This window comes from Aeromicrobium choanae (assembly GCF_900167475.1).
GTDB lineage: Bacteria > Actinomycetota > Actinomycetes > Propionibacteriales > Nocardioidaceae > Aeromicrobium > Aeromicrobium choanae.
On the sequence record NZ_LT796768.1, the window covers coordinates 1,964,349 to 1,984,534 of the forward strand.

The 20,186-nt window shown below is 72.6% G+C and carries 20 protein-coding genes and 1 riboswitch; of the genes, 14 read left to right on the top strand and 6 right to left on the bottom strand.

What is annotated here, in order from left to right; translation table 11 throughout:
• Window positions 1-5: 5 nt before the first annotated feature.
• Window positions 6-141: riboswitch (cobalamin riboswitch) on the top strand.
• Window positions 142-217: 76 nt separating this feature from the next.
• From B5D60_RS09410 to B5D60_RS09425, 4 genes are read left to right on the top strand one after another with little or no spacing between them, the layout of a single operon-like run.
• Window positions 218-1,360 carry an energy-coupling factor transporter transmembrane component T gene (locus tag B5D60_RS09410; protein WP_078699915.1) on the top strand — a complete coding sequence of 381 codons (1,143 nt, stop codon included), beginning with the start codon at window positions 218-220 and terminating at the stop codon, window positions 1,358-1,360.
• Window positions 1,357-2,958 carry an ABC transporter ATP-binding protein gene (locus B5D60_RS09415; RefSeq protein ID WP_078699916.1) on the top strand — a complete coding sequence of 534 codons (1,602 nt, stop codon included), beginning with the start codon at window positions 1,357-1,359 and terminating at the stop codon, window positions 2,956-2,958. Before B5D60_RS09410 ends, B5D60_RS09415 begins: the two co-directional genes overlap by 4 nt.
• A complete protein-coding gene (locus tag B5D60_RS09420; RefSeq protein WP_231948694.1) occupies window positions 2,955-3,770 on the top strand; it encodes an ECF transporter S component in 816 nt (271 codons plus the stop codon). The genes B5D60_RS09415 and B5D60_RS09420 overlap by 4 nt, the downstream gene beginning before the upstream one ends.
• Window positions 3,767-4,408: a hypothetical protein gene (locus B5D60_RS09425; RefSeq protein ID WP_078699917.1), complete on the top strand. Its 642-nt coding sequence runs from the start codon at window positions 3,767-3,769 to the stop codon at window positions 4,406-4,408. The genes B5D60_RS09420 and B5D60_RS09425 overlap by 4 nt, the downstream gene beginning before the upstream one ends.
• A gap of 59 nt (window positions 4,409-4,467) precedes the next feature.
• Here B5D60_RS09425 and B5D60_RS09430 read toward each other — a convergent pair whose 3' ends face one another.
• A complete protein-coding gene (locus B5D60_RS09430) occupies window positions 4,468-5,634 on the bottom strand; it encodes an ROK family transcriptional regulator (RefSeq protein ID WP_231948695.1) in 1,167 nt (388 codons plus the stop codon).
• A 93-nt stretch (window positions 5,635-5,727) separates the two neighbouring features.
• Here B5D60_RS09430 and B5D60_RS09435 point away from each other — a divergent pair, with 93 nt between their 5' ends.
• The 8 genes from B5D60_RS09435 (at window position 5,728) to cobU (ending at window position 14,135) form a co-directional block, all read left to right on the top strand.
• Window positions 5,728-7,251 carry a sugar ABC transporter ATP-binding protein gene (locus B5D60_RS09435; RefSeq protein WP_197684292.1) on the top strand — a complete coding sequence of 508 codons (1,524 nt, stop codon included), beginning with the start codon at window positions 5,728-5,730 and terminating at the stop codon, window positions 7,249-7,251.
• A complete protein-coding gene (locus B5D60_RS09440) occupies window positions 7,248-8,243 on the top strand; it encodes an ABC transporter permease (protein ID WP_078699919.1) in 996 nt (331 codons plus the stop codon). The genes B5D60_RS09435 and B5D60_RS09440 overlap by 4 nt, the downstream gene beginning before the upstream one ends.
• The gene (locus tag B5D60_RS09445; protein ID WP_078699920.1) at window positions 8,240-9,310 is read left to right on the top strand and encodes an ABC transporter permease; all 1,071 of its coding nucleotides are present in this window, start codon (window positions 8,240-8,242) and stop codon (window positions 9,308-9,310) included. Before B5D60_RS09440 ends, B5D60_RS09445 begins: the two co-directional genes overlap by 4 nt.
• A gap of 11 nt (window positions 9,311-9,321) precedes the next feature.
• A complete protein-coding gene (locus B5D60_RS09450) occupies window positions 9,322-10,494 on the top strand; it encodes a substrate-binding domain-containing protein (protein ID WP_197684293.1) in 1,173 nt (390 codons plus the stop codon).
• Between the two features lie 70 nt (window positions 10,495-10,564).
• On the top strand, window positions 10,565-11,431 hold the full coding sequence (locus B5D60_RS09455; RefSeq protein ID WP_078699922.1) for a sugar phosphate isomerase/epimerase family protein: 867 nt from the start codon (window positions 10,565-10,567) through the stop codon (window positions 11,429-11,431).
• Window positions 11,428-12,549 (top strand): Gfo/Idh/MocA family protein, encoded by a 1,122-nt coding sequence (locus B5D60_RS09460; RefSeq protein WP_078699923.1) that lies wholly within the window; start codon window positions 11,428-11,430, stop codon window positions 12,547-12,549. Before B5D60_RS09455 ends, B5D60_RS09460 begins: the two co-directional genes overlap by 4 nt.
• A 19-nt stretch (window positions 12,550-12,568) precedes the next feature.
• Window positions 12,569-13,570: a sugar phosphate isomerase/epimerase family protein gene (locus B5D60_RS09465; protein ID WP_078699924.1), complete on the top strand. Its 1,002-nt coding sequence runs from the start codon at window positions 12,569-12,571 to the stop codon at window positions 13,568-13,570.
• Between the two features lie 34 nt (window positions 13,571-13,604).
• On the top strand, window positions 13,605-14,135 hold the full coding sequence (gene cobU, locus B5D60_RS09470; RefSeq protein ID WP_078699925.1) for a bifunctional adenosylcobinamide kinase/adenosylcobinamide-phosphate guanylyltransferase: 531 nt from the start codon (window positions 13,605-13,607) through the stop codon (window positions 14,133-14,135).
• A 129-nt stretch (window positions 14,136-14,264) separates the two neighbouring features.
• Here cobU and B5D60_RS09475 read toward each other — a convergent pair whose 3' ends face one another.
• From B5D60_RS09475 to B5D60_RS09490, 4 genes are read right to left on the bottom strand one after another with little or no spacing between them, the layout of a single operon-like run.
• The gene (locus tag B5D60_RS09475) at window positions 14,265-14,867 is read right to left on the bottom strand and encodes a DNA-3-methyladenine glycosylase I (RefSeq protein WP_078699926.1); all 603 of its coding nucleotides are present in this window, start codon (window positions 14,865-14,867) and stop codon (window positions 14,265-14,267) included.
• Entirely contained in the window at window positions 14,864-15,643 is a 780-nt protein-coding gene (locus B5D60_RS09480; RefSeq protein WP_078699927.1) for an adenosylcobinamide-GDP ribazoletransferase, read from the bottom strand. The genes B5D60_RS09475 and B5D60_RS09480 overlap by 4 nt, the downstream gene beginning before the upstream one ends.
• Window positions 15,640-16,659: a nicotinate-nucleotide--dimethylbenzimidazole phosphoribosyltransferase gene (gene cobT, locus B5D60_RS09485; RefSeq protein WP_078699928.1), complete on the bottom strand. Its 1,020-nt coding sequence runs from the start codon at window positions 16,657-16,659 to the stop codon at window positions 15,640-15,642. The genes B5D60_RS09480 and cobT overlap by 4 nt, the downstream gene beginning before the upstream one ends.
• The gene (locus tag B5D60_RS09490; RefSeq protein ID WP_078699929.1) at window positions 16,616-17,440 is read right to left on the bottom strand and encodes an SCO6745 family protein; all 825 of its coding nucleotides are present in this window, start codon (window positions 17,438-17,440) and stop codon (window positions 16,616-16,618) included. The genes cobT and B5D60_RS09490 overlap by 44 nt, the downstream gene beginning before the upstream one ends.
• Window positions 17,441-17,534: 94 nt before the next feature.
• On the opposite strand from B5D60_RS09490, the gene B5D60_RS09495 reads away from it, so the two are divergent.
• Window positions 17,535-18,149 carry a TetR/AcrR family transcriptional regulator gene (locus B5D60_RS09495; RefSeq protein WP_231948696.1) on the top strand — a complete coding sequence of 205 codons (615 nt, stop codon included), beginning with the start codon at window positions 17,535-17,537 and terminating at the stop codon, window positions 18,147-18,149.
• Here the strand turns inward: B5D60_RS09495 and B5D60_RS09500 are convergent.
• The gene (locus B5D60_RS09500) at window positions 18,143-18,637 is read right to left on the bottom strand and encodes an inorganic diphosphatase (RefSeq protein WP_078699931.1); all 495 of its coding nucleotides are present in this window, start codon (window positions 18,635-18,637) and stop codon (window positions 18,143-18,145) included. The genes B5D60_RS09495 and B5D60_RS09500 overlap by 7 nt on opposite strands.
• A 94-nt stretch (window positions 18,638-18,731) precedes the next feature.
• On the opposite strand from B5D60_RS09500, the gene dacB reads away from it, so the two are divergent.
• Entirely contained in the window at window positions 18,732-20,072 is a 1,341-nt protein-coding gene (dacB, locus tag B5D60_RS09505; RefSeq protein WP_153302961.1) for a D-alanyl-D-alanine carboxypeptidase/D-alanyl-D-alanine endopeptidase, read from the top strand.
• Window positions 20,073-20,186 lie beyond the last annotated feature (114 nt).

A 20,186-nucleotide genomic window follows, 5' to 3' on the forward strand; every position in this document is an offset into this window, starting at 1 on the left:
CCGCGGGGGAGTAGACTCGCGGGCGTTGGACCAACGTCCGGCACAGGGGAAACCGGTGAGATTCCGGTGCTGTGCCGCAACCGTGAGCCCCGCCCCACCCGGCGGAGCGAGCCGGGAACCCGCGCCGGACAGCCACCACCACATGTGTTGTCGCGCAACGACGGGTGGGCGATCGCCCTCGTGGATCTCGCCCCCGTGCCGCGGGGAAGGGGAGCAGATGACCTCCGTCGTCGACTCCACCCCGGTGAGGAGCCCCGCCACCGGACGCCCCCGGCGCGAGCTGCACCCGGGCGCCTGGTGGCTGTGGGCGCTCGGCCTCGCGGCGGGCGCGTCGTTCACGCTCAATCCCTTCCTGCTGGTGATCATCGTCGCGATCGCGGCGCTCGTCGTGGCGGCGTGCCGCGGTGACGCCCCGTGGGCCCTGTCGTTCCGGTACTACCTGTACTTCGGGCTGCTCATCGTCGTGATGCGCGTCGTCTTCCGCGTCCTGCTCGGCGGGGGCTCCGCGCCGGGCGACCCCGTGCTGTTCGGCCTGCCGGAGATCCCGCTGCCCGAGGTGGCCCGGGGGATCCAGCTGCTCGGCGACGTCACGGTCAACGAGGTGCTGCTGGGCCTCTACGACGGCATGCTCCTGGCCACGCTGATCATCTGCATCGGTGCGGCCAACTCGCTGGCCAACCCCAAGAAGCTGCTCGCCGCCGCGCCCTCCGCGCTCTACGAGGTCGGCGCGGCCCTGGTCGTCGCCGTCTCGGTGTTCCCCCAGCTGGCCGAGAGCGTGCGCCGGGTCAACCGCGCGCGCAAGCTGCGCGGCGACGCGAGCCGCGGCACGGGCGCGATGCACCGCATCGTCATCCCCGTGCTGGAGGACGCGCTCGACCGCTCGATGACCCTCGCCGCCGGGATGGACGCGCGGGGCTACGGTCGTTCCGGCACGGTGGCGCCTCGCGACCGCTTCGCCACGGGCGTGCTCATGCTCGTGGGCCTGTTCGGCCTCAGCGTGGGCACCTACGGGTACCTCGACGGAACGGCGCCCCGCTTCCTCTCGTACCCGATGCTCGCCGTCGGCCTGGTCTTCGCCGTGCTGGCCCTGCGATCGGCGGGCCGCCGGGTGCACCGCACGCGCTACCGTCCCATCGCCTGGCAGGCGGCCGAGTACCTCACCGCGGCGTCCGGTCTGGCCGTGGCGATCGGCCTCAAGGCGCTGTCGACGCAGCAGATCCCCGTGATCTACCCCGACGTCCCCGGCTGGCCCCCGCTCAGCGTGCTGTCGCTCGCGGTGGTCGCCATCGGGATCCTGCCCGTGTTCGTCGCCCCGCAGGCGCCCGTCGCCCACGACCAGGTGGGAGGGGACGACGCATGATCTCGTTCGACGACGTGACGTTCTGGTACGACGACGCCTCCGCACCCACGCTGCGCGACGTCTCACTCGAGATCGAGGAGGGCGAGCTGGTGCTGGTGGCCGGCCGCACCGGCTCGGGCAAGTCCACGCTGCTGGGGATGCTCAACGGCCTCGTGCCCCACTTCACTGGCGGCACGCTCGGCGGCGACATCCGGATCGACGGCTCGTCCGTCCTCGGCAAGCCCCCGCGCGAGCTGGCGCACCTCGTGGGCTACGTCGCGCAGGACCCCGCCTCGGGCTTCGTGGCCGACGTCGTCGAGGAGGAGCTCGCCTACGGGATGGAGCATCTCGGCCTCGACCCCCAGACGATGCGTCGCCGCGTCGAGGAGACGCTCGACCTGCTCGGCATCGCCGACCTGCGCCGCCGCTCGGTGCGCTCGCTGTCGGGCGGCCAGCAGCAGCGCGTCGCGATCGGCTCGGTGCTGACGATGCACCCGCGCGTGCTCGTGCTCGATGAGCCCACCTCGGCGCTGGACCCCACCGCGGCCGAGGACGTCCTGGCCACGATCGCGCGCCTCGTCGACGACCTGGCGCTCACCGTCGTGGTGGCCGAGCACCGGATGGAGCGCGTCGTGCCCTTCGCCGACCGGCTCGCCGTGGTCGAGGACGGCCGGGTCCGGATCGGGGAGACGGCCGCCCTGCTCGTGGACGCGCCGGTCGCGCCGCCGCTCGTGCACCTCGGGCGCCTCGCCGACTGGGATCCGCTGCCGCTGTCCGTGCGCGAGGCGCGGCGCCGGGTGAGGCCGCTCGCCTCACGGCTCGGCCCGCCGCCCGTGCACGCGCCGTTCGAGCGTCCGCCGGCGCTGCGGGCGCGAGGGATCACCGTGCAGTACGGGCGGTTCGCCGCCGTGAAGGAGGTCGACCTGCAGGTCGGCCACGGCGAGGTCGTGGCCCTCATGGGTCGCAACGGCTCGGGGAAGAGCTCGCTGCTGTGGGCCGTGCAGGGCACGGGCGCTCGGGCCGCGGGCGCCGTCGACGTCGACGGCGTGGACCCGGGCGACGCGCGCCCGGCCGAGGCGCGGATGCTGGTCGGCCTGGTCCCGCAGACCTCCTCCGACCTGCTGTACCTCGAGACCGTCGACCGCGAGTGCGCCGCCGCCGACGACCAGTCGGTCGTCGACACGGGCACCTGTCGCGCGCTGCTCGACCGCCTGGCACCGGGCATTCCCGGGGACCGTCATCCGCGCGACCTGTCCGAGGGGCAGAAGCTGGCGCTCGTCCTGGCGATCGTCCTCACGGCCCACCCCGCGGTGGTCGCGCTGGACGAGCCGACCCGCGGCCTCGACTACCCGGGCAAGGCGGCCCTCGCGGCGATCCTGCGCGACCTCGCCGCCGAGGGCCGCGGCATCGTCGTGTCCAGCCACGACGTTGAGTTCGTCGCCACCGTGGCCGACACCGTCGTGGTGATGGCCGAGGGCGAGGTCGTGTCCACCGGCCCGGTGCGCACGGTGCTGGCGGAGTCGCCCGCCTTCGCGCCGCAGGTGTCGAAGGTGCTCGGTCACGACTGGCTCACGGTGGACGAGGTCGCGGCCGCGCTGCCCACGGAGGTGGTCCGGTGACCAGCCTGCGATCCTCCGAGGCCGTCCCGGTCACCCTGCGGTCCGCGCTCGTGCTCGCCGCCGCCAGCGTCGCGGGGCTGCTCATGCTGCTGTGGCCGCTCATCTTCGCGCCGGCGCCGGACCAGACGCGCGTCGACCAGCCCTTCATCTTCATGGTGCTGATGCCCGTGGTCGTCCTCGTGGTGATCGCCGAGCTCTCCGAGGGCGGTCTGGACTCGAAGGCGCTCGCGATGCTCGGCGTGCTGAGCGCGATCAACGCGGCGGTGCGTCCCCTGGGCGCGGGCGTCGCCGGCGTCGAGCCGATCTTCTTCCTGCTGATCCTCGGCGGTCGCGTCTTCGGGCCCGGCTTCGGCTTCGTGCTGGGGTGCACGAGCCTGTTCGCGTCGGCGCTGCTCACCTCGGGCGTCGGTCCGTGGCTGCCGTTCCAGATGCTGTGTGCGGCGTGGGTCGGCATGGGCGCCGGCCTGCTTCCGCGGCGGCTGACCGGCCGGTCCGAGATCGCCGCGCTCGCCGTCTACGCCGTGGTCGCGGCGTTCGCCTACGGGCTGCTGATGAACCTCTCCTCCTGGCCGTTCACCCTCGGCATTGCGATCCCGGGCGCGGAGGACTCGCTGGCGATGGTCCCCGGCGACCCCGTGCTGGAGAACCTGCAGCGCTTCCTCGTCTTCACCCTGCTCACGTCGTTCTGGGGCTGGGACCTCGGCCGTGCGATCACGAACTGCCTGCTGGTGCTCGCGCTCGGGCCGGCCGTCCTCGCTACGTTGAGACGCGCCGCCCGGCGCGCCCGCTTCCTCTCCAAGGAGTCCACATGAAGAGCCTGCTCGCCCGCCTCGCCGCGGTGACCCTGCTGTCGGCGAGCGTCGTCGCGCTGCCGACGGCCGCCACCGCCGAGGGGTCCTGCGAGTCGCCCGAGGACGTCCCGATCGTGCTGGAGTTCGGCTCGCTCGACGGCGAGGACCGGGTCCTGTGCGCCCAGGACTCCGCGGGCACGACCGGCCTCGAGGCCCTCGACGAGGCCGGCGTCGAGACGGCCGAGACGAGCGGTGCGATGCCGATGGTGTGCCGCATCGACGGGCTGCCGACGCCGGAGCAGGAGAAGTGCGGCAACGCGCTGAACGGTCCGGGCTACTGGGCGTTCCTCGTGGCCAAGGAGGGTCAGGACTGGGGCTACGCCTCGGTGGGCCTTCAGGAGTACGAGCTGGCCGAGGGTGACTTCGTCGCGCTCAAGTACCACCTCATGGCCGACGGCGAGAACGTCCCGGTCGACGCCGCGGCCGACGCGTCCACGCGCGCCGCCGCCGAGGCTTCCGGCCACGAGGACCACGCGAGCGGTGACCACGAGGACGACGAGTCGTCCTCGCTCGCCACGGTGGCGCTGCCGATCGCGATCGTGGCCGCGCTGCTGGTGGCCGTGGCCGCCTTCGTCGTCGCCCGCCGCCGCCGCGACTGAGCCCACCGCCCCACTCGCGACCCCGGTGTGCGCCACTCGGCGAGGGAGGTCCGCGAACGTCAGTCCGCGGCGGCCAGCAGCTCGGCGCTGGCCTGCTCGATCGCCTCGGGCGAGAGCACGTGGGCGATCGCCATGGCCGCCGCGCCCAGGACGCCCGACTGCTCCCCGCTGACCGACGGGACGATGCGCAGGTGCTCGGTCGCCAGCGGCAGTGAGCGCCGGTAGACCTCCTCGCGGATGCCGGCCAGCAGGTGCTCGCCGGCCTCGGCGAGGGCACCGCCGATCACCACGACCGACGGGTTGATGAAGTTCACGATCATCGCGAGCACGTCGCCGATGTCGCGGCCCGCCTGGCGCACGGCCTGGATCGCGGCCAGGTCGCCGGAGCGGACGAGGTCGACGACGTGGGTCGCCTCGGTCACCCCGGGCCGGCCCAGCACCCGCGCGATCGCGGGTCCGGCGGCCAGCGCCTCGAGGCAGCCGACGTTGCCGCAGCGGCACAGCACGTCGCTCCCGCGGGAGACGCGGATGTGCCCGATGTCCCCGGCGGTGCCCTGGCCGCCGCGCTGGAGCTCGCCACCGGCGATGATGCCGGCGCCGATGCCCGTGGCCGCCTTGATGAGGATCAGGTCGTCCTCGTCGGGGAACTGGGTGTCCTGCTCGCCCAGCGCCATGATGTTCACGTCGTTGTCGATGAGCACCGGCACGTCGAACGAGCGCCGGACGAACTGCGGCACGTCGAACCGGTCCCAGCCCGGCATGATCGGCGGGTTGATCGCGCGGCCGGTCGAGTGCTCCACCGGGCCGGGCAGGCCGATGCCGATGCCCGCCAGGTCGGCGCGGGGGCGGCCGGTCTGGAGCATCAGGCGATCGATGGTCGCGGTCACCCAGCGGAGCACGGGCACGGGGCCGTCGGCGATGTCCAGGTCCTCGCGGTCCTGCGCGAGCACGGCACCGGACAGATCGACGATCGCCGCGCGGGCGTGGCGTGCGCCGAGGTCGATCGCGGCCACGACGCGCGCGCCATTGTTGACGGCGAGCAGGGACGGCGGGCGGCCGCCCGTGGAGCTGCGACCGCCGTACGGCGCGATCAGGCCGAGCCGCAGCAGCAGGTCGACCCGCGAGGCCACGGTGGAGCGCGCCAGACCACTCGACGCCGCCAGCTCGGCGCGGGTCATGGGCCGACCCTCGCGCTGGAGCAGTGCGAACACGTCGCTGGTCTTCACGGTGCTGATTCAACCATTCAGCCTTTTGAACGTCCAGCCGACAACTTTTACCGAATACTCGACAGAAGTGGAGATCTGTGTCACAGTGCTTGCGTGAACGAGGCTGACGTGAACGTGCGCGAGACCGCGCCGGTGCTGCGCGTCCGCGCCGTGACGAAGGCCTTCGTCGGCAACCAGGTCCTCCACGGTGTGGACCTCGACCTGGTGGCCGGACAGGTGCTCGGACTCGTCGGCGAGAACGGCGCCGGGAAGTCGACGCTGATGAAGATCCTCGCCGGCGTGCACCCGGCCGACTCGGGCTCGATCGAGCTGGACGGCGAGGCGGTGAGCTTCGGCCACCCCGTCGAGGCCCAGCGCGCCGGGCTCGCCACGGTGTTCCAGGAGTTCAACCTGCTGCCCGAGCGGACCATCGCCGAGAACATCCACCTCGGACGCGAGCCCCGCGGACGCGGTGGCCTCGTCGACACGCGCCGCATGGAGCAGGAGACCACCGCGCTGCTGAGCGGCCTGGGCATCGAGGGGCTGCGCGCGTCGCGTCGGGTCCGCTCGCTCTCGGTCGCCGAGCAGCAGATCGTCGAGATCGCCAAGGCCGTCAGCTTCGACGCCCGCGTCATCCAGATGGACGAGCCGACCGCCGCGCTCGCCGACCACGAGGTCGAGCTGCTCTACGGGATCGTGCGCAGGCTGACGTCGCGCGGTGTCGCCATCGTCTACGTCTCCCACCGGCTGCGCGAGGTCCTGGACCTGTGCGACACGGTGACCGTGCTCAAGGACGGCCGCCAGGTCGACACGCGCCCCGCGTCCGAGCTCGACGAGGCCACGCTGGTGCGCCTCATGGTGGGACGTCCGATGGACTCGTTCATCCCCGACCCGACCCCGGGCACCACGGTCGGCGAGCCGCGACTGCAGCTGCGCGGCGCCGGCAATGGCTACGTCGACGACATCGACCTGACGCTGCGCGCGGGCGAGATCGTCGGCATCGCGGGCCTGCAGGGCTCGGGTCGCACCGAGCTGCTCGAGGCGATCTTCGGGATCGAGCCCTTCACACGGGGCGAGATCACCGTCGACGGCGCGGCCACGCCGATCGGCTCCCCGCGCCGCGCCATCCGCTCGGGCCTGGCCCTCGTCACCGAGGATCGCAAGGCCACCGGCCTGGCACTGCAGCAGTCCCTGCTCGACAACGCGCTCGGCGTGGTCCGCGCCGTCTTCCCGCGACGCACGGAGGCGGCCCGGCGCGAGGTGCCCGGCCTGTTCGGCTCCCTGTCGGTCTCGGCCCGCTCGCTGAGCCAGGAGGCCCAGTTCCTCTCCGGCGGCAACCAGCAGAAGGTCGTCCTGGCGCGCTGGCTGTCCACCGATCCGCGGATCGTGCTGCTCGACGAGCCCACGCGCGGCATCGACGTCGGCGCGAAGCACGCCATCTACGAGGTCATGCGCGAGCTGGCCGCCCGCGGGATCGCCGTCCTCATGGTGTCCAGCGAGCTGCCCGAGGTCATCGGGATGTCCGACCGGGTCCTCGTGATGCGCGACGGCCGGCTCGCCGGCGAGCTGCCCGGGGGCTCCGACGAGGAGACGATCCTGTCGCTCGCCGCCGGCCTGGACGAGGAGATCGCCTCATGAGGGCACGGCTGGCGGGCCTCGACTCCACGATGATCGTGTTCGTCGTGCTGGCGGTTTCGATCGTCGCCGGCTCGATCATCACGGCGCTCGAGGGCCGCAACTTCTTCAGCGTCGGCAACATCGACAACGTCCTGACCACCATGACGATCCTGGGCCTGATCGCGATCGGCCAGACGCTCGTGATCCTCGTGGGCTCGCTGGACCTCTCGGTGCCGTTCATGGTCAGCCTCGCCAGCGTGCTGGCGGGCGGGATCATGGCCGACCGCTCCGCGAACATCCCCCTCGGCGTCGCGGTGGCGCTGGGCGTCGCGGTCCTCTTCGGCCTGCTGAACGGCCTGATCGTCAGCATGCTCCACGTCCACGGCTTCATCGCCACGCTCGGCACGGGCCTGGTCGTCTCGGGCTTCCTCGGGTCGAACTACCAGGGCAGCTCGGGCACGGCACCGTACGCCTTCCGGCTGCTCGACGCGACGCGGATCGGCCCGGTGCCGGTGGCGACGCTCATCATGCTGGTCTGTGCCGGCCTGGCCGTGCTGATGCTGCGCCGCACGCGCCTCGGGCACCACATCTACGCCGTCGGCGGCAACGCCGAGGTGGCGCGCATGTCGGGCGTCCGGACGCAGGTCCCGATCGTCGCCGCGCACGTCATCTGCTCGGTGACGGCCGCCCTCGCGGGTCTGCTGCTGCTCGCGCGCCTCGGCGTCGGCCAGCCGACGGTCGGCTCGCAGGCCGGCTACGACCTCATGTCCATCGCGGCGGTCGTGCTCGGCGGCACCCTGCTGTCGGGCGGCAAGGGCAGCATCGTCGGCACGATCGCGGGCGTCGGCATCTTCGCCGTCCTCGACAACGTCATGGGCGTCATGGAGCTGAACCCGTTCCTGAAGGACGTCGTGCGCGGCATCGTCATCGTCGTCGCGGTCGCCGTCTACGCGCGCCGCGAGATCGACCGGCGGCCCGAGCGCTTCGGCGCGACGAAGGAGGTCGTGTCATGACGACCCGTGTGCTCCCCCTCCACGAGGGCACGCCGGGCCGGCGGTTCCTGGCCGTCCTGGCCACTCCCGGCGGCGCGGTCTTCCTCCTCGTCATCGCGCTGCTGCTCGCGATCATCGCGTCCAACCCGAGCTTCGCCGACGGCAACGCGCTGATCCGCTTCGCGGGCCGCACGGCGCCGATCGCGATCGCCGCGATGGGCCAGTACTTCGTCATCGTCAGCGGCGAGTTCGACCTCTCCATGGGAGCGGTCATCGCCGCCCAGGTGGTGCTGGCCGGCAACGTCATCGGTCAGGACGAGGCGCGCATCCTCCCGGGCCTGCTGCTCATGCTGGTCGTCGGCGCCGGGATCGGGCTGCTCAACGGGCTGGCCACGACGCTGCTCAAGGTGCCGAGCTTCATCGTCACGCTCGGCATGATGCTGTCGCTCACCGGCCTCGTGCGGTACGTCACCGGGGGCGCCGCCACGGGCAACCCCTCCGACCGCTTCCGCGAGATCGGCCGCGGCGGCATCGAGAACGTGCCGCTCGTCGGGATGATCCCGTACCCGCTGATCGTGCTCCTCGTCGTCGGGGCGTTCGCCGTGTGGCTCATGCGCCGTCCGTTCGGCCGCACCCTGATCGCCGCCGGCGACAACCCCGAGTCCGCACGCTTCTCCGGCACGCCGCTGTGGTGGACCAAGACGCGGGCCTTCATGATCTCGTCCCTGTCCGCGACGGTCGCGGGCATCCTGCTGGTCGGCTACGCCGGCGTGCACCCCTCAGTCGGCGGCGGCTACGAGTTCGCCGCGATCACGGCGGTCGTGCTCGGCGGCGTGGTCCTCGGCGGCGGACGCGGCTGGGTCCTCTCAGCCGCGGCGGGCGCCTTCGCGCTCGAGCTGCTGTTCGTGCTGCTGACGAGCCTCGGCATCGCGTCGACCTGGCGTGACACGGTGCAGGGCCTCATCATCATCGCGGCCGTCGCCCTCGCGGGCCGGGCCTGGCAGGGCGCCGGGCGCCGCCGCGGCCCCACGACTTCTCCACCCCCATCACCCCAGCCCGCCACGGGCGCAACGACAGGAGAGAACTGATGCGCGCATCCATGAGAGGGGTACTGGTGTCGGCCGCGGCCGTCCTGGTACTGGCCGGCTGCAGCACGGACGACGTGCCCGACTCCGGAGACGACGACTCGGGATCCCAGGACACCGAGTGGTTCGTCCAGGCTGACTTCGACCGCCAGAACGAACAGCGCAGCGCCAGCTTCGAGGGCGATCCCGCCACGCCGTGGATGCAGTACATCGCCGGCGACATGACCGACACGGCCAAGTTCAAGACCGACGGCGCCAAGAAGGTCTGCTTCGCGAACGCCTCGATCAGCAACCCGTGGCGCCAGACCGGCTGGATCACGATGCAGCAGCAGCTGAAGGTGATGCAGGACGAGGGCGTCGTCTCGCAGATGGAGACCCGCGACGCGCAGGACTCCGACGACACGCAGATCGCCGACATCGACTACTTCATCAAGGAGGGCAACTGCGACGCCTTCATCATCTCGCCGAACTCCACGGCGGCGATGACGCCGGCCGTCGAGCGCGCCTGTGAGACCGGCAAGCCGGTCGTGGTGTTCGACCGCGGCGTCGACACCGACTGCGCGACCACGTTCATCCACCCGATCGGTGGCTACGCGTGGGGCATCGACACGGCCGAGTTCCTGGTGGACAACCTCGAGAAGGGCGACAAGGTCATCGCGCTGCGCATCCTGCCCGGCGTCGACGTCCTCGAGACCCGCTGGGCCGCGGCCGAGAAGATCTTCGACGAGAACGACATCGACGCGGAGGACCAGTTCACCGACGCCGATCCCACCAAGATCAAGCAGATCATCACCGACGCGATCAACCAGGACGACATCAAGGGCGTCTGGATGGACGCCGGTGACGGTGCCGTCGCGGCCATCGAGGCCTTCGAGGACGCGGGCAAGGACTACCCGGTCATGACCGGTGAGGACGAGATGAGCTTCCTGCGCAAGTGGGAGGACACCGGGCTGACCGGCCTGGCGCCCGTCTACTCCAACTTCCAGTGGCGCACCCCGCTGCTGGCCCTGCAGAAGATCTTCGCGGGCGAGGAGGTGCCGGCCGAGTGGGTCCTGCCCCAGGCGCCGATCACCGAGGACAGCCGTGCGGAGTTCCTGAAGGCCAACGACGGGATGCCCGACGGGCACTACGCCAAGTTCGGCGGCGAGGACCTCCCGGGCTTCCCGAAGGCCTGGCAGGACCGCTGATCGCGAACCGGGTGGCGGCGACTCGGCGCCGCCACCCGGGACCCACCCGTCCCTCTCGACAGGAGAAGTCGTGCGCAGCATCGGCATCAACACGTGGGTCTGGCAGTCGCCGCTCACCGACGCCACGGTCGAGGCTCGCCTGGAGCACGTCGCCGCCCTCGGCTTCGACGCGGTCGAGTTGCCGCTGGAGAACCTCGGTGACCTGACGGCGGACGTCGTCGGACCGGCCCTCGAGCGCACCGGCCTCGCTCCTTCGGTCGTCGGCGCGATGGCGCCGGGACGCGATCTCGTCGGGGCGGACGACGAGGCCGTCGCCATCACGCAGGAGTACCTGCGGGGGTGCGTCGACCTCGCCGCCGGCATCGGGGCCGACGCGGTCTGCGGCCCCTTCTACGCGGCGACCGGCCGCACGTGGCGGCTGTCGCCCGACGAGCGCCGCGACGCCTACCGGCAGTGGCGCGAGCACCTCGCGCCGGTCGTGGAGCACGCGGCATCCCGCGGCGTGCGGATCGGCATCGAGCCGCTGAACCGCTACGAGACGTCGCTCGTCAACACGGTCGACCAGGCGCTCGAAGGCCTCGACGGACTCCTCGGAGCTTCCCTCGGCCTCGCCCTGGACACGTATCACCTGAACATCGAGGAGCGGTCCAGCGCCGGTGCGATCCGTGCGGCGGGCGAGCACCTCGTTCACATCCAGGTCTGCGGCAGCGACCGCGGGGCGCCCGGCGGCGACCAGACCGACTGGGACGCCCTGATCGGCGCCCTCGACGAGGTCGGGCACACCGGCCCCCTCGTCATCGAGAGCTTCACGGCCGAGAACGCCTCGATCGCCACGGCGGCGTCGATCTGGCGGCCCCTCGCGCCGACGCAGGACGACCTCGCGCGCGACGGTCTGGCGTTCCTGCGCGAGCTGACCCGGACGGGGGAGTCACGATGACGCGCGAGCTCGGGGTGGCCGTCATCGGCTACTCGTTCATGGGCAAGGCCCACTCGAACGCCTGGCGCAACGTCGGGGCGTTCCATCCGCACCTGCCGCGGGTCGCCCAGCAGGTCCTGGTCGGCCGCGACGCGTCGGCCGTCAGCGCGGCGGCCCACCAGTTCGGCTGGCGCGAGTCGGCCACCGACTGGCGCGACGTCGTCACGCGCGACGACGTGGACGTCATCGACATCTGCACCCCCGGTCACCTGCACCACGAGATCGCCCTGGCCGCCCTGCGCGCCGGCAAGCACGTCATCGTGGAGAAGCCGCTGACCAACACCCTCGAGGAGTCCGCGGAGCTCGTCGTCGCGGCCGAGGAGGCCCGCGCTCGGGGGGTCCGCTCGATGGTGGGGTTCAACTACCGGTGCGTGCCCGCGCTCGCCCTGGCCCGCTCGGTGATCGCCGAGGGTCGGATCGGCGAGGTCCGCCAGGTGCGTGCCTCCTACCTGCAGGACTGGCTCGTCGACCCCGACGCCCCCATGACCTGGCGCCTGCGCAAGGAGGAGGCCGGGTCGGGAGTGCTGGGCGACCTCGGCTCGCACGTGGTCGACCAGGTGCGCTTCCTGCTCGACGACGAGATCGCGAGCGTCTCGGGGCGACTCGAGACGTTCGTCGAGTCGCGGCCGGGGCCCTCCGGTCCCGAGCCGGTCACGGTCGACGACGCGGCCTGGGCGCTGCTGGGCACGTCGCGCGGAGCGGTGGTGAGCCTCGAGGTCAGCCGGATGGCCGCCGGCCGCAAGAACGCGCTGCAGATCGAGGTGTTCGGGTCCCGCGGCTCGGTCGCCTTCGACCTCGAGCGCCTCAACGAGCTGTGGATCGACACCGGCGAGGGACGCACCCGCGTGCTCGTGACCGAGCCCGATCATCCCCACCTGGAGCCGTGGTGGCCGCCCGGCCACGTGCTGGGCTGGGACCACACGTTCACGACGCAGGCCGCCGGCTTCCTCGCCGCGATCGCGGCCGGCACCGACCCCACGCCCTCGTTCGAGGACGGCCTGGCGGTGCAGCGGGTGCTCGACGCGATCGAGCGCAGTGCCGTCGCCGGGCGCGACACGGTCGCACTCGCGAGATCCTGATCATCGAAGGAGGGACACCATGGGCAAGCGCTTCACGCTCTTCACGGGCCAGTGGGCCGACCTGACGCTCGAGGAGGTCGCCGAGCTGGCGGCCGGCTGGGGCTACGACGGCCTCGAGATCGCCGTGTCCGGCGAGCACCTCGACGCCTGGCGCTGGGACGACGACGACTACGTCGAGGGACGCCTCGAGATCCTGCGCCGGCACGGCCTCGGCTGCTGGGCGATCTCGAACCACCTCAAGGGCCAGGCCGTGTGCGACGACCCGATCGACGACCGCCACCGGTCCATCGTCGGTCCGCGGGTGTGGGGCGACGGTGAGCCCGAGGGCGTGCGCCGCCGCGCCGCCGAGGAGATGCAGCACACCGCACGGCTGGCGCAGCGGATGGGCGTCGACGTCGTGGTGGGCTTCACGGGCTCGTCGATCTGGCAGTACGTGGCGATGTTCCCGCCCGTCCCGGCCGAGCGCATCGAGGCCGGCTACCAGGACTTCGCCGACCGCTGGCACCCGATCCTCGACGTCTTCGACGAGTGCGGCGTCCGGTTCGCCCACGAGGTCCACCCCTCCGAGATCGCCTACGACCACTGGTCGACCGTGCGCACGTTGGAGGCGATCGGCCACCGCGAGGCGTTCGGGATCAACTGGGACCCCAGCCACATGGTCTGGCAGGGACTCGACCCCGTCGCGTTCATCAGCGACTTCGCCGACCGGATCTACCACGTCGACTGCAAGGACACCCGCATGCGGATGGGCGGGGGCCGCAACGGCATCCTCTCGTCGCACCTGCCGTGGGGCGACCAGCGTCGCGGCTGGGACTTCGTCTCCACCGGGCGCGGTGACGTGCCGTGGGAGGACGCGTTCCGGGCGCTCGCGCGCATCGGCTACGCCGGGCCGATCTCGGTGGAGTGGGAGGACGCCGGGATGGACCGGCTCCGCGGCGCGCCCGAGGCGCTCGAGTTCCTCAAGCGCTTCGACTTCGAGCTGCCCACCGCCTCGTTCGACTCCGTGTTCGACCAAGGCTGACCGGCGCGGGGCGCGACGGGACTAGGCTTCGAGCGTGAGGACCCTCATCACCGGAGGCGTGCGTTCGGGCAAGTCGTTCCATGCCGAGTCGATGCTCGTCGCAGCCACCGACGTCACGTACATCGCCCCGGGTCCGCCGCCGGACCCGGAGTTCGATCCCGACTGGGCGGCGCGCGTCGAGGCCCACCGGGGGCGTCGGCCCCAGCACTGGAAGACGGTCGAGACCGCCGACCTGGAGCGCGCCATCGCGATGACCGACGACACCGTCATCGTGGACTGCCTCGGCACGTGGGTCACCGCCCTGATCAGCGAGCTCGACGGCTGGGACCAGACACTCGACGACTGGGAGCCCGAGTTCTGGCTCCGCGTCGAGCGCGCCGTGCAGGCGATGACGGCCCACGCCGAGGACGTCGTCGTGGTGACCAACGAGGTCGGCTGGGGCGTCGTGCCCGAGCACCGCTCCGGGCGGCTGTTCCGCGACCTGCTCGGCAAGGTCAACCAGCGCTTCGCCATGGACTGCGACGAGGTCCTGCTCGTCGTCGCGGGCCGCGTCCTGCGCCTCTGAGCCCCGCGCCCGCCCGCGCCGGACAGCCGCCACCCCTCGGCCACTTTTGGAACGCGTTGCACGTGGGATCGCGGCGAAAGCGTGCATCCCGTTCCAAAAGTGGCGAGGGGTGGCGGTCGGTCGCGGGCGTCAGGCAGGAGGCGTGAAGGCCGCGCGGGCGTCGGCGACGCGGGCGCGGATCACGCAGTCGTGGGCGTGGTCGTTGACCAGACCCATCGCCTGCATGAACGAGAACACCGTGGTCGGGCCGACGAACTTCCAGCCGCGCCGCTTGAGGTCCTTCGACAGCGCCGTCGCGGTGGGCGAGGTGGTCAGCGACTGCGGCTCGGGGATCTCGGCCGGGTCGGGCTCGTGGCGCCACACGAACGCCGCGAGGGAGCCCTCCGACTCGATCAGGTCCAGCGCGCGGCCGGCGTTGTTGATCGCCGCCTCGATCTTGCCGCGGTGCCTGACGATGCCCGCGTCGGCGAGCATCCGCAGCACGTCGGACTCGTCGAACGCGGCGACGGTCTCGAGGTCGAACCCCGCGAACGCCGCGCGGAAGTTCTCGCGCTTGTCCAGGATCGTGCGCCACGACAGGCCCGACTGGAACCCCTCGAGGCAGAACTTCTCGAAGAGCCGCACGTCGTCGGAGACGGGGAAGCCCCACTCGCCGTCGTGGTACTCCACGAAGCCGGGGGCGCCACCGGCCCAGTCGCAGCGCGGCGCGCCGTCGGGGCCGAGGAACGTCATGCGATCACCGCCGAGAAGCCGATCAGGAGGACAGCGAGGGCGACCTCGACCGAGGCGCCCACCGCATCGCCGATGATGCCACCAAGGCGGCGCACGACGTGGGCGATCAGGGCGAGGGTCACCGCGAGGGCCACCGCCACCGTGACGACGCCCTGCAGCACGGGGGCGGAGGTCGTGGCCGTGAGGGCGGCTCCGACGCCGGCGGCGGCGATCCAGCCGACGGCCAGGGCGACGGGTCCGACGCTGCCGGCGAAGGTGGCTCCCATGCCGTCGCTGCGGGCCGCGGGCACGCCGCGGCGCAGTCCCACCGTGGCCGCGGCGCGCGCGAGGCACCACAGCACCCCGAGCGCGACCGGTCCCCACGACCAGAGCGTCGCCACGGTCCCCGCGGCGGCAGCCTGGGTCAGCAGGACGAGCACGAGCGTGGCCGCGCCGGCGGGTCCCACGTCGCCCGTGCGGGCGACGGTGAGCGCGCGGTCGCGGTCGTACGACGAGGCCAGTGCGTCGGCGGTGTCCGCCAGTCCGTCGAGGTGGAAGCCGCGGGTCGCCCACGCGCCGAGCCCGATCGCGAGGGCGCCGACGACGACCGAGGACAGCCCGAGCTCGCGGCCGCCCCACGCGACCAGGGCCACGAGCGCACCGACGGGGATGACGGCCAGCGGCGCGATCGCGACGGCGACCCCGGCGGTGGCACGGTCCACCCGCCGCGGAGCCGGGACGGGGACGGCACTGAACGTCCCGACCGACAGCCGGACCGCGTCGCCGAACCGGCTCACAGGAGCTCGTCGAGCCGTGCCATCTCCGACAGCAGCAGCGCCGCGGACCGCACGAGGGGCACGGCGGTGACGGCGCCCGAGCCCTCGCCGAGGCGCATGCCGAGGTCGAGCAGCGGCTCGAGCCCGAGGTCCTTCAGGGCGTGCCACTGCGCGCCCTCGGTGGAGCGGTGGCCGGCGGCGAGCCATGGGGCCACGCCCGGGGTGAGGCGCTCGGCGACCAGCGCGGCGGCCGTGGCGATCGCGCCGTCGAGCAGGACCGGGACGCCCGCCTGCGCGGCGGCGCTGATGAACCCGGCCTGGGCGGCGATGTCGGGGCTCCCGAGCGCGCTCAGCAGGTCGATCGGGTCGGAGGTGCGATCCTGCGCGCGCCGCAGGGCCGTGTCGATGACCTCGGTCTTGACCCGGAGCGCCGCGTCGTCGATGCCGGTGCCACGCCCGACGACGTCGACGGCCGGGAGGCCCAGGATCGCAGCCGTGAGGACCGCCGCGGTGGTGGTGTCGCCGATGCCCATGTCGCCGCCGATCAGCAGGTCGGCGCCGGCCGCGATCTCCTCGGCGGCGATCGCCGCGCCCGCCTCGACGGCGCGCCGGGCCTCGTCGGCGGTCATCGGATCGGTCAGGTGGAGGGGCTCGGTGCCCCGGCGGATCTTGTACGCGCTGATCGCCGGGTCGAGGTCGGGGAACTCGCCGTCGACGCCGAGGTCCTGGACCCGCAGGTGCACGTCGTGCTGCCGGGCGAGGACGGCCACGCCCGCGACGCCGGAGACGAACGCGCGCACCATCGCGCCGGTGACGGCCGGGGGGTAGGCCGAGACGCCGTGCGCCGCGACACCGTGGTCGCCCGCGAAGACGACGGCTCGCACGTTGGAGGGCGCGGCCGGCGTGGCCTCGCCGCGGACCGATGACCACCACAGCGCCAGCTCGCCGAGGCGCCCGAGGGCCCCGGTGGGAATCGCCAGCGCGGCGAGGCGGTCACGAGCTGCGGAGAGGGCGTCCTGCGAGGGCGGGGTGATCATCTGCCCATTGTCCCGCGAGATCGACGAGCTCGGCCTCGAGGGTCACCAGGCGGGAGGCGGCCTCGCGGTCGAGGCCCGCGGCCACCACGCGGTCGGTGGCGTCTTCCAGCTGGGCGCGCGCGGCCCGGCCGGTCTCGGTGGCGGTGCCGTCGGGTTCGAGCCAGCCGCGCGTCACGAGTCCGGCGATCGCCTCGGCCCACTCCTCCTCGGTCCAGCCCCGCATGGTGCGCTGGTCGGCGTGCCGCAACCACCCTGTGCTCTCGGCGAGCGCGTTGGCCGCGGCCCCGCTGAGGCCCGCGGCGGTGAGCACGGCGACGTGGCAGTCGCCCCGGTACTCGCGCAGGGCCGTGACGGACTGCCAGAAGTCGATGACGGGATCGTCGGAGGCGGGCAGCTCGGCGTGGGCGGCGGCCAGGGGCTTGCCGGCCCAGTCGACGCCCGCCAGCACCGAGCGGACCCGCGGCGCGAGAGCGGTCGCACCCTCGGCGACGCCCTCGAGGAGGTCGCGCGCCAGCGCGTACCGCTGCTCGAGCACGCGGTCGCGGTCGGCCAGTCGCCAGGCGTCGGGCAGGGCCCGTTCCACGAGCCGCGGCGCGAACCCGTGGAACGTGGCGACGACGAGCCGGGGTCTGGGCGTGCCGAGCGCTGCGGACCGGCTGGCGAAGTAGCCCATCCAGTAGCCCTTCAGGCCGACCGACTCGTACCTGGCCTTGGAATCGGGGGCGAAGTAGACGCCTGAGTGCAGTTGCGAGATCGCCGACCAGAGGGCTCGTGAGGTCATGGGCCGACCCTAGCGGCGTCCAAATGGCGCAATGGGGGACGACAGGGCCCCGGACTCAGATACCATCGGTATGCGAACCAGGAAGGAGCCCGCCGTGACGCAGACCAGAGTGAGCCGTGCCGAGCGTCAGCAGCAGACGCGTGACCGCCTCGTGGAGGTGGCCACCCAGATGTTCCTGGACGTCGGGTACTCCGGCACGTCACTGGACAAGGTGGCCGTCGAGGCCGGCTTCTCCAAGGGTGCGGTGTACTCGAACTTCGCGGGCAAGGAAGAGCTCTGCATGGCGGCGCTCGACACGATCCACGCCGAGAAGATCCGCCTCGTGCACGAGATGTTCACCGAGGACACGTCGATCGAGACGCGCCTGAAGAGCTTCGTCGAGTGGTCGCGGTCGGGCCTGGGCGAGCCGCGCTGGACGGCGCTCGAGGTGGAGTTCGCCGCCGTCGCGCGGCACAACCCCTGGGTGGCGTCGGAGCTGGTGAAGCGTCACCGCGAGGTGCGCCGCCTCATCGCGCAGCTGATCTCGGCCACGGTCGAGGACGCCGGGCTCGAGACGACCGTGCCGGTCGAGCACGTGGCCACGGCCCTGCTCGCGGTGGGCGCCGGACTCGGCGGCCTGCGCGCGCTCGACCCGAAGATCGACATGGACGTGTTCGGCGACGTGCTCGCCGGCCTCGTCAGGCCCCGGAGGGACCCCGCGGCTCAGTAGCCGCCGTTGGCCTTGAAGCGCTCGAAGCTGGCCTGGATCTCGGCCTCGGCCTCGGCGCGGCCGACCCACTCGGAGCCTTCCTCGACCGACTTCCCGGGCTCGAGGTCCTTGTAGCTGGTGAAGAAGTGCTCGATCTCGCGCAGGTCGAAGTCGGACACGTCGCCGACGTCCTGCGTGTGGTCGTGGCGCGGGTCGCTCGCGGGCACGCAGAGGATCTTGTCGTCGCCGCCGGCCTCGTCGGTCATCTTGAACATGCCGATCGCGCGGCACTCGATGACGCAGCCGGGGAACGTCGGGAACGGCAGGATGACGAGCGCGTCGAGCGGGTCACCGTCGTTGCCGAGGGTGTGGTCGATGAACCCGTAGTCCGCCGGGTACTGCATCGACGTGAAGAGGGTGCGGTCCAGCCGGATGCGGTGGGTCTTGTGGTCGAGCTCGTACTTGTTGCGCTCGCCCTTGGGGATTTCCACGGTGACGTCGAAAAACACGGTTCCTCCGGCTTGGTGTTGATGGCTGTCACATAGTCTGACGCACGTGACGGCCCGTGGCTCCCGCAGGGGGGAGAGAGTGCATGCGGCCTGGATGCTGCCGTTGCTCGTGGTCGTGACGCTCGCGGCGATCGCGGTGCTCTACGTCCGGGGCGACCTCAACCCCATCCTGTGCGACGGCCCGTGCGGACCCGAGTACGTCACCGCCCCCACCGGCCTGGTCTCCGCCTCGCCCGCGTCCGACCGGGCCACCGGCGTCGGCGCCGGGCCCGTCGACGCCGCCGCGCTCGCGGCCGCGGTGAAGGAGCCGCTGGCGTCCGACGCCCTCGGCGGACGCACGAGCCTCGTCGCGCTCGACGCCCGCGACGGCACCGTGCTGGCCACGTCGGGCGATGGCACGCACGTCCCCGCCTCGACGACGAAGGTCCTGACCGCCGTGGCGGCGCTCGACACGCTCGGTCCCGACGCCACCTTCACCACCACGGTCGTGCGCGACGGCGACCGCCTCGTGCTGGTCGGCGGCGGCGATCCCTACCTCACCGACACCCGGACGAAGGGGTCGCCGGTGGAGCGGGCCGACCTCGCCACGCTGGCGGCCGCCACGGCGACGAAGGTCGGCTCGGCGAAGGTCACGCTCGGCTACGACGTCTCCCTGTTCTCCGGGCCGTCGGTCAGCCCGGCCTGGGAGGAGGGCTACGTCGGCGGCGTGGTCGCGCCCGTCAGCCCGCTGTGGATCGACCGGGGGCGCGTGGGCGGCGCGCGCTCCACCGAGCCGGCCGCGGACGCCGCCCGTCGCTTCGCCGAGCTGTTGCGGGCGGAGGGCGTCGACGTCACGGGCGAGCCGGCCCGGGTCGAGGCGCCCGCGGGCGCCACGAAGGTCGCGCAGGCCCGCAGCGCCCGGCTGTCGCGGATCGTCGAGCGGTTCCTGGCCGACTCCGACAACGAGGTCGCCGAGGTGCTGCTGCGCCAGGCCGCGATCGGAGGAGGGCAGCCCGGCTCGTTCGCCGGCGGCTCGAAGGTCGCCACCGAGGTCCTGGCCTCGGCGGGCGTCAGCACCGGGGGACTCGTGCTCAACGACGGCAGCGGGCTCTCGCGCAAGAACCGGATCTCCGCCACCACGCTCGCCGAGACGATGGTCGAGGCGTCCTCCACGCCGCGCCTGGCCTCGGTGCTGAGTGGCCTTCCGGTGGGTGGCTTCAGCGGCACCCTCGAGAACCGCTACGACCGCAGCGACGCGCGCGGTCTCGTCCGGGCCAAGACCGGCACCCTCACCGGCGTGCACTCCCTGGCCGGCATCGTCACCCTCGACGGCGGGCGGCCCGTCGCCTTCGCGGTGATGGCCGACGACACCGAGCAGGTCAACCCGTTCGTCACCCAGGCCGCGCTCGACCGCGTCGCCGCGTCGATGGCCGCCTGCGCCTGTGGGGGTGAGTGACATGAGCCCGTCCCGACTGGTCGACCGGCTCCCCGGCGGCACCACCGACGACGTCGACGCAGTGCACGAGGCGATCCTCGGGTGGATCGAGGACCGCGGCCTGACGCCCTATCC